Annotated in this window: 11 protein-coding genes; 6 read left to right on the top strand and 5 right to left on the bottom strand. The window is 61.7% G+C overall.

Annotated features, from left to right (window positions below):
- Positions 1–6: 6 nt before the first annotated feature.
- Together ACTJJ6_RS13820 and ACTJJ6_RS13815 are read left to right on the top strand one after the other, a co-directional pair.
- On the top strand, positions 7–1,152 hold the full coding sequence (locus tag ACTJJ6_RS13820) for a mannitol-1-phosphate 5-dehydrogenase (protein ID WP_049299616.1): 1,146 nt from the start codon (positions 7–9) through the stop codon (positions 1,150–1,152).
- Between the two features lie 94 nt (positions 1,153–1,246).
- Positions 1,247–1,798 (top strand): MltR family transcriptional regulator, encoded by a 552-nt coding sequence (locus ACTJJ6_RS13815; RefSeq protein ID WP_016929575.1) that lies wholly within the window; start codon positions 1,247–1,249, stop codon positions 1,796–1,798.
- On the opposite strand, the gene ACTJJ6_RS13810 is transcribed toward ACTJJ6_RS13815, so the two are convergent.
- On the bottom strand, positions 1,795–2,403 hold the full coding sequence (locus tag ACTJJ6_RS13810; protein WP_016929574.1) for a LysE family translocator: 609 nt from the start codon (positions 2,401–2,403) through the stop codon (positions 1,795–1,797). The genes ACTJJ6_RS13815 and ACTJJ6_RS13810 overlap by 4 nt on opposite strands.
- 141 nt (positions 2,404–2,544) lie before the next feature.
- On the opposite strand from ACTJJ6_RS13810, the gene ACTJJ6_RS13805 reads away from it, so the two are divergent.
- Together ACTJJ6_RS13805 and ACTJJ6_RS13800 are read left to right on the top strand one after the other, a co-directional pair.
- The gene (locus ACTJJ6_RS13805) at positions 2,545–4,011 is read left to right on the top strand and encodes an aminotransferase-like domain-containing protein (RefSeq protein ID WP_033639085.1); all 1,467 of its coding nucleotides are present in this window, start codon (positions 2,545–2,547) and stop codon (positions 4,009–4,011) included.
- Between the two features lie 73 nt (positions 4,012–4,084).
- Positions 4,085–4,447, top strand: coding sequence for a YibL family ribosome-associated protein (locus ACTJJ6_RS13800; RefSeq protein ID WP_004933989.1), 363 nt, complete (start codon positions 4,085–4,087; stop codon positions 4,445–4,447).
- An 11-nt stretch (positions 4,448–4,458) separates the two neighbouring features.
- Here the strand turns inward: ACTJJ6_RS13800 and ACTJJ6_RS13795 are convergent, their stop codons facing one another.
- Together ACTJJ6_RS13795 and yiiM are read right to left on the bottom strand one after the other, a co-directional pair.
- Positions 4,459–5,238, bottom strand: coding sequence for a class I SAM-dependent methyltransferase (locus ACTJJ6_RS13795; RefSeq protein ID WP_049299615.1), 780 nt, complete (start codon positions 5,236–5,238; stop codon positions 4,459–4,461).
- Between the two features lie 103 nt (positions 5,239–5,341).
- Positions 5,342–6,013, bottom strand: coding sequence for a 6-hydroxyaminopurine reductase (yiiM, locus tag ACTJJ6_RS13790; RefSeq protein ID WP_016929571.1), 672 nt, complete (start codon positions 6,011–6,013; stop codon positions 5,342–5,344).
- 131 nt (positions 6,014–6,144) lie between these two features.
- Between yiiM and ACTJJ6_RS13785 the strand changes: the two genes are divergently transcribed.
- Positions 6,145–6,759 (top strand): histidine phosphatase family protein, encoded by a 615-nt coding sequence (locus ACTJJ6_RS13785; protein WP_028128060.1) that lies wholly within the window; start codon positions 6,145–6,147, stop codon positions 6,757–6,759.
- Positions 6,760–6,791: 32 nt separating this feature from the next.
- Here ACTJJ6_RS13785 and ACTJJ6_RS13780 read toward each other — a convergent pair whose 3' ends face one another.
- Together ACTJJ6_RS13780 and sodA are read right to left on the bottom strand one after the other, a co-directional pair.
- A complete protein-coding gene (locus ACTJJ6_RS13780) occupies positions 6,792–8,720 on the bottom strand; it encodes a methyl-accepting chemotaxis protein (protein ID WP_440804179.1) in 1,929 nt (642 codons plus the stop codon).
- A gap of 125 nt (positions 8,721–8,845) precedes the next feature.
- A complete protein-coding gene (gene sodA, locus ACTJJ6_RS13775; protein WP_004934003.1) occupies positions 8,846–9,466 on the bottom strand; it encodes a superoxide dismutase [Mn] in 621 nt (206 codons plus the stop codon).
- A 416-nt stretch (positions 9,467–9,882) separates the two neighbouring features.
- Here sodA and fdnG point away from each other — a divergent pair, with 416 nt between their 5' ends.
- A complete protein-coding gene (gene fdnG / locus ACTJJ6_RS13770) occupies positions 9,883–12,930 on the top strand; it encodes a formate dehydrogenase-N subunit alpha (RefSeq protein ID WP_086013585.1) in 3,048 nt (1,015 codons plus the stop codon).
- Positions 12,931–12,932: the final 2 nt, after the last annotated feature.

Here is a 12,932-nt window from a genome sequence, read left to right as displayed (position 1 = left end):
AGAGTTATGAAAGCATTACATTTTGGCGCAGGGAACATCGGCCGCGGTTTTATCGGCAAGCTGCTGGCGGACGCGGGCGTTGAGCTGACCTTCGCCGACGTCAATCAAACGGTGCTGGATCTGCTGAACAGCCGAAAAAGCTACTCGGTGCACGTGGTGGGCGAGCAAGAGCGCGTGGAGAACGTCACCAACGTCAGCGCCGTCAACAGCGGCGGCGAAGCCGCGGTGGCGCTGATCGCCGAGGCGGATCTGGTGACCACCGCCGTGGGTCCGCAAATTCTCGCCAAAATCGCCGGCACGATCGCCAAAGGACTGGTGCTGCGTCATCAGCAGGGCAATGTGCAGCCGCTGAACATCATCGCCTGCGAGAACATGGTGCGCGGCACCAGCCAGCTGAAGCAGCACGTGTTCGCCGCGCTGCCGCAGGACGAGCAGACATGGGTTGAGCAGCATGTCGGCTTCGTCGATTCGGCGGTCGATCGCATCGTGCCGCCGGCGGACAGCAGCGATCCGCTGGAAGTGACGGTGGAAACCTTCAGCGAATGGATCGTCGATCAGACGCAGTTTAAAGGCCAGCCTCCGGCGATCGCCGGCATGGAGCTGACCGACAACCTGATGGCCTTCGTCGAGCGCAAGCTGTTCACCCTCAACACCGGCCACGCGATCACCGCCTACCTCGGCCAACGGGCCGGGCTGCAAACCATTCGCGACGCCATTCTCGATCCGGCGATCCGCCGGGTGGTGAAAGGGGCGATGGAAGAGAGCGGCGCGGTGCTGATCAAACGCTACGGCTTCGACGCCGACAAGCACGCCGCCTACATCAACAAAATTCTCGGCCGCTTCGAAAACCCGTATCTGCACGATGACGTCGAGCGCGTGGGGCGCCAGCCGCTGCGCAAACTGAGCGCCGGCGATCGCCTGATCAAACCGCTGCTGGGCACGCTGGAATACGGCCTGCCGCATGCCAACCTGATCCAGGGCATCGCCGCCGCCATGAGTTACCGCAGCGAACAGGATCCGCAGGCGTTGGAGTTGGCGGAATTGCTGAATACGCTCGGGCCGAAAGCCGCGCTGGCGCAAATTTCCGGCCTGCCGGCGGAAAGCGAGGTTGTAGAAGAGGCCGTTGCTGTGTATAACGCCATGCACAAGTAGAATCGTGATGATGAACACCCGAGCGCAGCTTGCTGCGCTCCTGGAACCCGAGTTCGGCATCGACGGCCCTCCCCACGCCTTTCGAAAAGCGACGATGGAAGAAGCACAGGCATTTGAAAACCAGGTTCTGGAAAAGCTGAACGCGGGCAAAACGGTGCGCAGCTTCCTGATCGCGGCGGTAGAGCTGCTGGCGGAAGCGCTCAACGTGCTGGTGGTGCAGGTATTCCGCAAGGATGACTACGCGGTGAAATATGCCGTCGAACCGCTATTGTCCGGCAGCGGCCCTCTGGGGGAGCTGTCGGTGCGCCTGAAGCTGATGTACGGCCTGGGGGTGATTTCCCGCCACGAATATGAAGACGCCGAACTGCTGATGGCGATGCGCGAAGAGCTGAACCACGACGGGTCGGAATACCGCTTCGTCGACGACGAAATACTCGGGCCGTTCGGCGAGCTGCACTGTGTGGCCGCGCTGCCGCCGGTGCCGACTTTCCTGCAGCCGGGCGAGGCGGATGAAGCGCTGATTGCCATGCAGCGCCAGCGCTATCAGCAGATGGTGCGCTCCACCATGGTGCTGTCCATTACCGATCTGATCGCCGGCATCGGCGCCAAGCAACCCTCCCGGCTCTCTCCTCTCGGCCGCGGCTAGGCAAAGGCCGCGCGCCACTCGTCGAACAACAACCACAGCGCGGTGGCGGCCATCAGCCCGGACATCGCGCCGTTGAACACCCGCAGCTTCCAGGTGACCCGCAGCGCGTTGCGCAAACGGTCGCCCAGCACCGCCCACAGCAGCACGCAAGGCAAGTTCAGCAGCGCGAAACCGGCGATGACCGACAGCGTATGGACAAAGGTGGCGCCTTCGCGCGGGGTGAACAGGATCGCCACGTTGATCACCATCAGCCAGGCCTTGGGGTTGACCGCCTGAAACAGCGCGCCGTTGAGCAGGCTCATCGGCTGCGCCTGCTCTTTGGCGTCCGGCGAGGCCGCCTGGAACAGTTTCCATGACAGCCACAGCAGATAAGCGCAGCCGATCACCGCCAGCGGCAGGCGGATGACGCCGGCCCAGCTCAGCGCCAGCGCCAGCAGCGGGATAATGATCGCCAGCTGTACCGCACAACCGACGCAGATGCCAAACAGCATCGGCAGGGTGCGGCGCAGGCCGAAGTTGACGCCCGACGAGGCCAGCAGCAGGTTGTTGGGGCCGGGGGTGATCGACATGACGGTGACGTAGCTGACAAAGGCAGAGTCCAGCATGGCAGGTTCCTTGAAAATGACGGTGATGACGAGAGATCAGCATAATCGCTGCAATGGGATGGTGACAGAACCACAAATCGGATATTGTCATGGTTACAGTTGTACAGAATGTAAACTGTACCCATTGCCTGGAGAGAAACTGTGACCCTGCTCGATGAAACCCCGGATACCCGTTACCTGCAGCTGGCGGACACGTTGGCCGAAGCCATTCGCCGCGGCACGCTGCAGCCCGGCGACCGCTTGCCTTCGGTGCGGCGCTGTGCGCAAACCCATCGTGTCAGTATCAATACCGTGGTGTCGGCTTACCGCACGCTGGAGGATCGCGGGTTGATCGAGGCGCGACCGCAGTCGGGGTTTTATGTCCGCAGCACGCTGCCGGCGCTGAAGATGGCCTCGGCGCCCTGCGGGCGCATCGAACCGCCGGCGGACGACGTGCTGGCGCTGATCGACACCGTGTTTGCCGCCCAGCAAAACCCGGCCTTCACCAACATTGCGTTGGCTTGCCCGCAGACCAGCGACTTTTATCCCGGCGGCAAGTTGGGGCGCATGCTGTCCTCTCAGCTGCGCCGCCAGCCGGATCTGATCGGGCAGTATCCGTTGCCGCCCGGCAGCCTGCGGCTGCGTCAGCAGATCGCCCGCCGCTCGATGACGCTGGGCATGCTGCTGGAGCCGGGCGACGTGGTGCTGACCCACGGCTGCATGGAAGCGCTGCAGCTGGCGCTGCGCGTCACCACCAAACCGGGCGACTGCGTCGGGCTGGAGTCGCCGACCTATTTCTACCTGCTGCCGCTGCTGGCCAGCCTGGGGCTGAAAGCGTTGGAAATCCCTACCGATCCGCAGTTGGGACTGTCGTTGGACGCGCTGGAGCTGCTGTTGAACGAGAAGCGGCTGAATGCGGTGATCGCCATGCCGACGGTGCAAAACCCGCTGGGCTGCACCATGCCGCTGGCGGCGAAAAAGCGGCTGGCGCGGCTGATGAACGATCATCAGGTGCCGTTGATTGAAGATGGGCTGTATGCCGAGATCCAGTTCGGCGGCGCGCTGTCGCCGGCGGTGAAGGCGTTCGATCGCGACGGCTGGGTGCTGTTTTGCTCCAGCTTTACCAAAACGCTGGCGCCGGATTTTCGCGTCGGCTGGGTCTGCGGCGGCCGCTTCCACGAGGCGTTGCGCAAGCTGAAGGCGGTGTCGTCGATGTCAGAGTCGCAGCTGCTGTCGGAAACGCTGGCGACCTTCCTGGAGAGCGGCGGTTACGATCACCATTTGCGCAACCTGCGCAAGCGCTATGCGGCGCAGGTCGACGAGGCGCGGGCGCTGATCGCCCGGCATTTCCCGCGCGGCACGCTGGCCACGCAGCCGGCGGGCGGCTTCGTGTTCTGGGTCGAATTCCCCCCTGGCGTGGACAGTGTGGCGCTGTTCCATCAGCTGCTGGAGGAGCAGATCTGTTTAACGCCGGGCACCCTGTATTCGCCCAGCGGGCGTTACCGCAACGCGCTGCGGCTCTCCTGCTGCTACCCGTTCAACGCGCGCTACACCCAGGCGTTGGCCCGGCTCGGCGCCAGGGCCTGCGAGATGAGCGGCTTGCCGCCCGGCATTGCGCAGGACGGGTAACGGCGCGCGCCTTTTGCTACAATGCCGGTATCATTGATTAGCGTGCCATTTTGGGCACAACGGGCCAGAGACCATGAAAGAGAAAGAAAAGGCAGAGATCAAGCGCCTGAGCGACCTGCTGGACGCCTTGAACCACAAAGACGCCACCGTGATCCAACAGGGCAACCCTGAGTTGATCGCGCAACACACCAAAGAGAAAGAGAAACTGGCGACGGAGATCGAGCGCCTGAAAAACGTGCGCGGCGAGAAGCTGAGCGCCGAAGCGCAGAAGCTGAGCAAGCTGCCGTTCAGCCGCGAGATCACCAAGAAAGAGCAGGCCGATATGGGCGCGCTGAAGAAAAGCGCGCGCGGGTTGATCGTGGTGCACCCGATGACCGCGCTGGGCCGCGAGATGGGCCTGAAAGCGGTCACCGGCTACGCCAAGAAAGCGTTCTGAACCCCTGGGCGTCAGACCTTGGTGGTGTAATACGCCTTGGTCTGATAGGGCACGGTGACCGTGTCCTGGCCCCGCAGCTCCTCTTCTTCCGCCACCAGTTGGCGCAACCGATCGATAACCTGCTCCTGTTGCGGCTGCGGCAGCGCGGCGATAAAGCTGGTTGAACGCACGCGGTTGTAGATCACGTCCTCCACCGCGCCGCGGTGGCCCAGCATAAACACCTGCTCCTGCAGCGGTTCAAAGCCTTTGAACGGGAAGAACTTGCGCCATTCGCCGGTATAGAAACGCGGCGCATCGCCTTCGTGGCTATCGACGATCTGATTCAGTTTGCGCACCCAGCCGACGCGCGCATCGCGCATGTTCCACACCAGACCGAGTTTGCCGCCGGGCTTGAGAATGCGCTGGATTTCCGCCAGCGCCTGCGGCGTGGCGAACCAATGGAAGGACTGGGCACAGACCACGGCATCGACCGACTCGTCCGGCAACGGGATCGCGTCGGCGGTGCCCGCCAGCGTTTTTACCTGCGGCAGCGCCGCCGACAGTTTTTCCAGCATTTGCGGCACCGGTTCGACGGCGATCACCTGCGCGCCGGTTTCCAGCAGGCGCGGGGTGAACTTGCCGGTGCCGGCGCCGAGATCGATGACCGTCATGCCGGCGTGCAGGCCGATGACGTCACGCAGCCAGACGGCGATTTCCGGCGGGTAATCCGGCCGGCCTTTCACATAGCGATCGGCATTGGCCTGATAGCCTTCGGCGGCGGCGTGATGAATCGAATGGGTCGGGGTGGTCATATACCTGGCTCCTGGCTGAAAAAACGTGCGGCTACAGTATAGGCGGAAGAAAATGTTTAGCGCGGCATCCGGCGCACGTTTTTCATCTTTTCCGCCCGCGCGTTCAACGGCCGAGCAGGCGGCGATTGAAGTCCTCGAGGCGCCCTTCGGCGAGCCGCGTGAGCATGGTCTTGCTCCAGCTGGCGGAGAGGCCGGCCACCGCCAACAGGCGGCGGTACTGTTCCGCGTCGAACGGCATATGCCAGGCGATGGCGATGGCTTCGGCGACCGACACGTCGCTGTTGCGCGCCGCCAGCGCCAGCGGACGATCGCCGCTGACCGCGCCCGGTGACACCACCCGATACAGCCAGCCGCAGCGGCCGCTTTGCTGCATCAGCAGCGAAATGTCCTCGATGGCGAAGTGATAATTGAGCTTGAAGCACGGCGAGCGCGGCTGGGTGACTTGGATCAGCGCCTCGCCCCAGCGGAAGATGTCGCCCATAAACACGTTGTGTTCGGTCAGCCCTTCGGTGGAGATATTCTCGCCGAAGGCCGGGGCGCAAAACTGCTCCGCCTGCGCCGGAAACTGCTCGCGCCAATGGGCGTAATGCTCGCGCGGGTAGTGGCACAGCGCGCGATCCGGCCCGCCGTGATAGCTTTTCTCCGCCTGTTCGTCGCCTTCCAGCCCGAGCGGCGTGAGCCGGACAGCGCCATCCACCTGGCGTTTGGCGATGGCGCTGGGGCGCCCGCCCTCATAGGGTTGAATGCTGCCGATGTAAACGTCTGGGTGATGCATGTGCGCCTCCGTATCTCGCGTCGAGGGCTCAGCATAGCCTGAGTTGTTCTCGTACACTACCCGGCGTTTACCTGTACGGAAGGATGTGTTTTTCCTGTCTATATTTAGGCTTTTATCGTCGAGAAAAAACCATGCGTTTCATTGTATTGAGGCATGCGGAGTCAGAATGGAACCGCTCGGGGATTATTCAGGGGCGAAGTGACAGTCCGCTGACAGAAGAGGGGCGACGTCAAATCGCTGGGCTTGGCGCTCGCTTGCAAATGTTATCGGTCACTTCGTTGATCAGTTCACCGACTGGTCGGGCTTTTACGACAGCGGAGACGTTGGCTGAGCGATGTGGCTGCACTGTGCAAATGGATGAGCGTTTGCAGGAGCAAGATTTTGGCCGACTGGAAGGATTATCTTATGCGCAGGCCATGCGCGATTATCCTGAAGCGACGCAGTGCCTCTTTGCCGGTAAGGCAGAGGCGTCGGCACCGGGAGGGGAGAATGCTTATGAGGTTGCCTGGCGCCTGATGGCTTGTCTGTCCGATCTGGCTGTCGATGGACAAAATCAAACGCTTGGTGTTGTTACGCACGGCCATGCTCTGCAGGCACTGATTTGGTGGCTTAAAGGGGCCGACCCGCAGGAGGACCTTCGCAGATACGGTCATCGCAATTGCGGCTATGCAATGCTTGATGTGACCGCCTCTGGTTTTAATTTGTTGAATTGGGGAGTCGCGACCCACCTGTTGCCAAAAAGATAGGGCGAGGAACGGATATTCCTCGCCTGAGGGCGTCAGAAGGTGGTCCAGTTCTCTTCCGCTGCGGCGTTGGCGGCCGCGGGTTTGACGGCCGGCGCTTTCGGCGCGGCGGCTTTGGCGGCGAGGGGCTCGGTCTGCTCCGCCAAACGGAACACCGAGACGCTCTGCAGCAGCATATCGGCCTGTTCTTCCAGCGAATCGGCGGCGGCGGCGGACTCTTCCACCAGCGCGGCGTTCTGCTGGGTGGTGTGGTCCATTTCGACGATCGCCTGGCCAATCTGGGCGATGCCGCGCGTCTGCTCATCGGAGGCGGCGGCGATCTCGGCCATGATGTCGCGCACGTGGGTGACCGAACGGACGATCTGTTCCATGGTATTGCCGGTGCTTTCCACCAACTCAGTGCCGGTTTTCACCCGGCTGACCGATTCGGCGATCAGCCCTTCTATTTCCTTGGCCGCCTGGGCGCTGCGGCTCGCCAGGCTGCGCACTTCACTGGCGACCACCGAGAAGCCGCGGCCCTGTTCGCCGGCGCGCGCCGCTTCCACCGCGGCGTTGAGCGCCAGGATGTTGGTCTGGAAGGCAATGCCGTTAATCAGGGTAGTAATTTCGGCGATACGCTGCGAACTGCTGGAGATATCGCGCATGGTGCTGACCACGTTTTCCACCAGCTTACCGCCCTGTTGTGCGGTCTGCGAGGCGTCGGTGGCCAGCTGGTTGGCGTGATGAGCATTGTCGGCGTTTTGTTTCACCGTGGCGGTCAGCTGTTCCATGCTGGCCGCGGTTTCCTCGACCGCCGCCGCCTGCTGTTCGGTGCGGGAGGAGAGATCGGTGTTGCCGGCGGCGATTTCCGCCGAGGCGGTGGAGACCTGGCTGACCCCCATCTGGATCTTCTCAATCATGGTGCGCAGGTTTTGGCTCATCGCCGCCACCGCGTTCAGCAGTTGCCCCAGCTCGTCGCGGCGGGTGCTGGTCTGCGCCTGGCGCAGGTCGCCGCCGGCGATGCGTTCCGCCATGGCCAGCGTGCTGTGCAGCGGACGGGTGATCTGCAGGGTGATGCGCCAGGCGATAAGCACCCCGGCGATGATGGCGATCAGGGTGGTGACGCCCATCTGCAGCTGCGCCAGATTGATGTTGTTGCGCGTCTGCACCAGTTCGTCCTGCATAAAGGCGTTCACCAGCGTGCCGATCGCGTGCGCGCGTTCGCCGAGCTGCCGGCTGATTTGCTGTTCGTGCTCATAGGCCGGCAGGTAGGCTGCGATGCGGTTTTTGTAATCGTCCAGCGCGGCCAGCAGCGGTTGCAGCTGCGGGCGCTGCGCGTCGCTGACCCGGCGGCTCAGGGCGTTGGCCGCGTCGCGCGCGTCGTCGATGGCCGCCATCAGCGGCGCTTCGGTTTCCTTGTTCAGGCTCAGCAGCAGACCGCGCGCGCCGTAGCGCACCTGGGTCAGCTTCTGGTTAAGCTGGATGAAGGCCAGCTGCAGATCGCCGTTGGTGAGCTGACGCTCCACCTGGCTCAGGCTGGCCTGCACTTCCGACATGTTCCAGCTCTGGCGCACCGCGTCTTTTGCCGTGACCGCCTGCTCAAAGACTTTTTGCTGCTGTTGATATTCCCCGATCAGCGTCACCAGGCGCTGCAGATCCTTGCGGCTTTGGGCGTCCCAGTCCAGCGCCTGCCCCTGGTCTATCAGCTTGACGGCGTTTTCAATATTGGCGCGGTTGTTCTGCAGATACTCCGGCTGGTAGGTCTGGCCGTACATGGCGCGGTTGTATTTGGCCTGGTTGATCTCCTCGTTCAGCCGGTTGCTGAAGTCGATGCGATCGGCGCGGGATTCGATGATATGCAGATATTGCGCCCCGGTGCCGGCGATGACGACCGCCAACAGCAACAACAGCGCGAAGCCGAGACCGAGCTTTTTACCTACGGTGAGATGAGTGAACTTTCCTGCCAATGCTTGCAATGCCGCCATAGCGTTTTTCCTTCTCCGGGCGAACGTCAATTGAACAAACCATCGGCAAGAAGTGGTCAAACTTTAGCGGATTTCAGGCAAAAAAATACCCGCCGGTGGCGGGCATCTTTATCAACGGGGGCGAGTTACTTCTTCGCGGCGAAGCGTGCGGCGGCTTCATCCCAGTTGACCACGTTCCAGAACGCCTTGATGTAGTCAGGGCGTTTGTTCTGATATTTCAGGTAGTAAGCGTGTTCCCACACGTCCAGGCCGATGATTGGGAAACCGGAAGCGCCGGCGACGGCTTCGCCCATCAGCGGGCTGTCCTGGTTGGCGGTAGACACTACGGCCAGCTTGCCGTCTTTCAGCACCAGCCAGGCCCAACCGGAACCGAAGCGGGTGGCTGCGGCTTTCTCGAACTCTTCCTGGAATTTCTCAACGCTGCCGAAATCGCGCTCGATGGCCGCTTTCAGATCGCCGCCCAGCGTGGTGCCGGTTTTCAGGTTTTTCCAGAAGAAGCTGTGGTTGGCGTGACCGCCGGCGTTGTTGCGCATGAAGGTGCGTTTGTCGGCAGGCACTTTGTCCAGATCCTGGATCAGTTCTTCAACGCTGTATTTGGCCAGCTCAGGGTAGGCTTCCAGCACGGTGTTGGCGTTGTTGACGTAGGTCTGGTGGTGTTTGGTGTGATGGATTTCCATCGTCTGCTTGTCAAAATGCGGTTCCAGTGCGTCGTAAGCGTACGGCAGGGATGGCAGTGAATAACTCATAATCATCATCTCCAGTGGTGTATGGGCGGCGCAAAGGGCGAGCACCGCGTAAGCAGTCGGATCATTATAGTTAATTAAATGATATTGAAAATGATTATCAATGCCCTGTGAATTGTGTGGTTAATGAGCAAATCGTTGCGTTAACATGTTGATAGAAGAGGGCGCTGGGTGGCCGGTTCAAACCGTCGCCCCGGCGCGTTGGTTACTCTCTATACTGTAGGGAGCGCCAACGTCGAAATGTATCGAAATGTGCCAATGCGTTCACTGAATGAGCACGAGTGTGTAACAACCACAAGCACGCTGTGGTAATATGGCCGGCGTTCGTAGCAAGCATAACAACAGTGACATTCGCGTTTGCCGCGCTAGCGGGCAGGCGCATTTGAACAATGTGACAATCGAGAGTAAAGGAGACCCCCATGCAGGTCAGCAGAAGGCAGTTCTTTAAGATCTGCGCTGGCGGTATGGCAGGAACGACGGTGGCCGCGCTGGGCTTTGCCCCCGAAGTGGCGTTGGCGGAAACCCGGCAGTACAAACTGCTGCGCGCCCGCGAGACCCGTAATACCTGTACGTATTGTTCCGTCGGCTGTGGGCTGTTGATGTACAGCCTTGGTGATGGCGCCAAAAACGCCAAAGAAAGCATTTTCCATATCGAAGGGGATCCGGATCACCCGGTAAACCGCGGCGCGCTTTGCCCGAAAGGCGCCGGCCTGGTTGACTTCATCCACAGCGAAAGCCGCCTCAAGTACCCGGAATACCGGGCGCCAGGGTCGGACAAATGGCAGCGCATCAGCTGGGACGACGCCTTTACCCGCATCGCCAAGCTGGTGAAGGAAGACCGTGACGCCAACTTCATCAAAACCAACGACCAGGGCGTTACCGTCAACCGCTGGCTGACCACCGGCATGCTTTGCGCCTCGGCCGCCAGCAACGAAACCGGTTTTCTGTCGCAAAAATTTAGTCGCGCTCTCGGCATGCTTGCCGTAGACAACCAGGCGCGTGTCTGACACGGACCAACGGTAGCAAGTCTTGCTCCAACATTTGGTCGCGGTGCGATGACCAACCACTGGGTTGATATCAAGAACGCGAATTTGATTATCGTCATGGGCGGTAATGCGGCGGAAGCGCATCCGGTGGGGTTCCGCTGGGCGATGGAAGCCAAAATACACAACAATGCCAAGCTGATCGTGATCGATCCGCGCTTTACCCGAACCGCGTCGGTGGCGGACTTCTACACGCCGATCCGCTCCGGGACCGACATCGCTTTCCTGTCGGGCGTGTTGCTGTATCTGATGACCAACAACAAGTTCAACCGCGAATACGTCGAGGCCTACACCAACGCCAGCCTGCTGGTGCGGGAAGACTTTGCCTTCGAAGACGGGCTGTTCAGCGGCTACGACGCGGAAAACCGCAAGTACGACAAAACCACCTGGAACTACCAGTTCGACGAGAACGGCTTCGCCAAGCGCGACGTCACGCTGCAGGATCCGCGCTGCGTGTGGAACCTGCTGAAACAGCACGTGAGCCGCTACACGCCTGACGTGGTGACCAACATCTGCGGCACGCCGAAGGACGATTTCCTCAAGGTGTGCGAATACATCGCCGAAACCTGCGTCGCGGATAAAACCGCTTCGTTCCTGTACGCCCTGGGCTGGACTCAGCACTCGGTCGGCGCGCAGAACATTCGCACCATGGCGATGATCCAGCTGCTGCTCGGCAACATGGGCATGGCGGGCGGCGGCGTCAACGCGCTGCGCGGCCACTCCAACATCCAGGGGCTGACCGATCTCGGCCTGCTGTCGCAGAGCCTGCCGGGCTACTTGACGCTGCCGTCGGAGAAACAGACCGATCTCGACACCTACCTGAAGGCCAACACGCCGAAGGCGCTGCTGCCGGGCCAGGTGAACTACTGGGGCAACTACCCGAAATTCTTCGTCAGCATGATGAAGACCTTCTACGGCGACAAGGCGCAGAAGGACAACAGCTGGGGCTTTGACTGGCTGCCGAAGTGGGACAAAGGCTACGACGTGCTGCAGTACTTCGAGATGATGGCGCAGGGCAAGGTCAACGGCTACTTCTGCCAGGGCTTTAACCCGGTGGCGTCGTTCCCGAACAAAAACAAGGTGGTGGCTTCGCTGTCCAAGCTGAAGTTCCTGGTGACCATCGATCCGTTGAACACCGAGACTTCCAACTTCTGGCAGAACCACGGCGAGTTCAACGAGGTGGATCCTTCGCAGATCCAGACCGAAGTGTTCCGCCTGCCGTCCACCTGCTTCGCCGAAGAGAACGGCTCGATCGTCAACTCCGGCCGCTGGCTGCAGTGGCACTGGAAAGGCGCGGACGCCCCGGGCGAAGCGCTGAACGACGGCGAGATCCTGGCGGGCATCTTCAGCCGCCTGCGCGAGATGTATGCGCGCGACGGCGGCGCGGTGCCTGAGCAGGTGCTGAACATGACCTGGGACTACCTGACGCCGGACAACCCGGCGCCGGAAGAGGTGGCGCAGGAGAACAACGGCAAGGCGCTGGCGGATCTGCTGGATGCCGACGGCAAAGTGCTGGTGAAAAAAGGCGAGCTGCTCAGCTCGTTCGCGCAGTTGCGCGACGACGGCACCACCGCCAGCGGTTGCTGGATCTTCGCCGGCAGCTGGACGCCGGCCGGCAACCAGATGGCGCGGCGCGACAACGCCGATCCGTCCGGCCTCGGCAATACGCTGGGCTGGGCCTGGGCATGGCCGCTCAACCGCCGCATTCTGTACAACCGCGCCTCGGCGGATCCGCAGGGCAAACCGTGGGATCCGAAACGCCAACTGCTGGAGTGGGACGGCGCCAAGTGGGTTGGGGCCGATATCCCGGACTACAGCACCGCCGCGCCGGGCAGCGACGTCGGGCCGTTCATCATGCAGCCGGAAGGCATGGGCCGCCTGTTCGCCACCGACAAGATGGCGGAAGGGCCGTTCCCTGAACACTACGAGCCGTTCGAAACGCCGCTCGGCACCAACCCGCTGCACCCGAACGTGGTGTCCAACCCGGCGGCGCGCGTGTTCAAGGACGATCTGGCGGCGATGGGCAAATCCGACAAGTTCCCTTACGTCGGCACCACCTATCGTCTGACCGAGCACTTCCACTACTGGACCAAGCACGCGCGGCTGAACGCCATCGCCCAGCCGGAACAGTTCGTGGAAATCGGCGAGAAGCTGGCGGAGAAGAAAGGCATCAAGCAGGGCGATACCGTGAAAGTCAGCTCCAACCGTGGCTACATCAAGGCCAAGGCGGTGGTGACCAAGCGTATTCGCACGCTGCAGGTGCACGGCCAGGAAGTCGACACCATCGGCATCCCGATCCACTGGGGTTACGAAGGGGTGGCGAAGAAAGGCTTTATCGCCAACACGCTGACGCCGTTCGTCGGCGACGCCAATACGCAAACGCCGGAGTTCAAGGCGTTCCTGGTCAACGTGGAAAAGGTGTAACG

This window comes from Serratia sp. 22278 (genome assembly GCF_052045405.1).
Lineage (GTDB): Bacteria > Pseudomonadota > Gammaproteobacteria > Enterobacterales > Enterobacteriaceae > Serratia > Serratia marcescens.
Note: the sequence above shows the minus strand (reverse complement) of the source record. Positions and strands in the feature narration are given on the sequence as shown.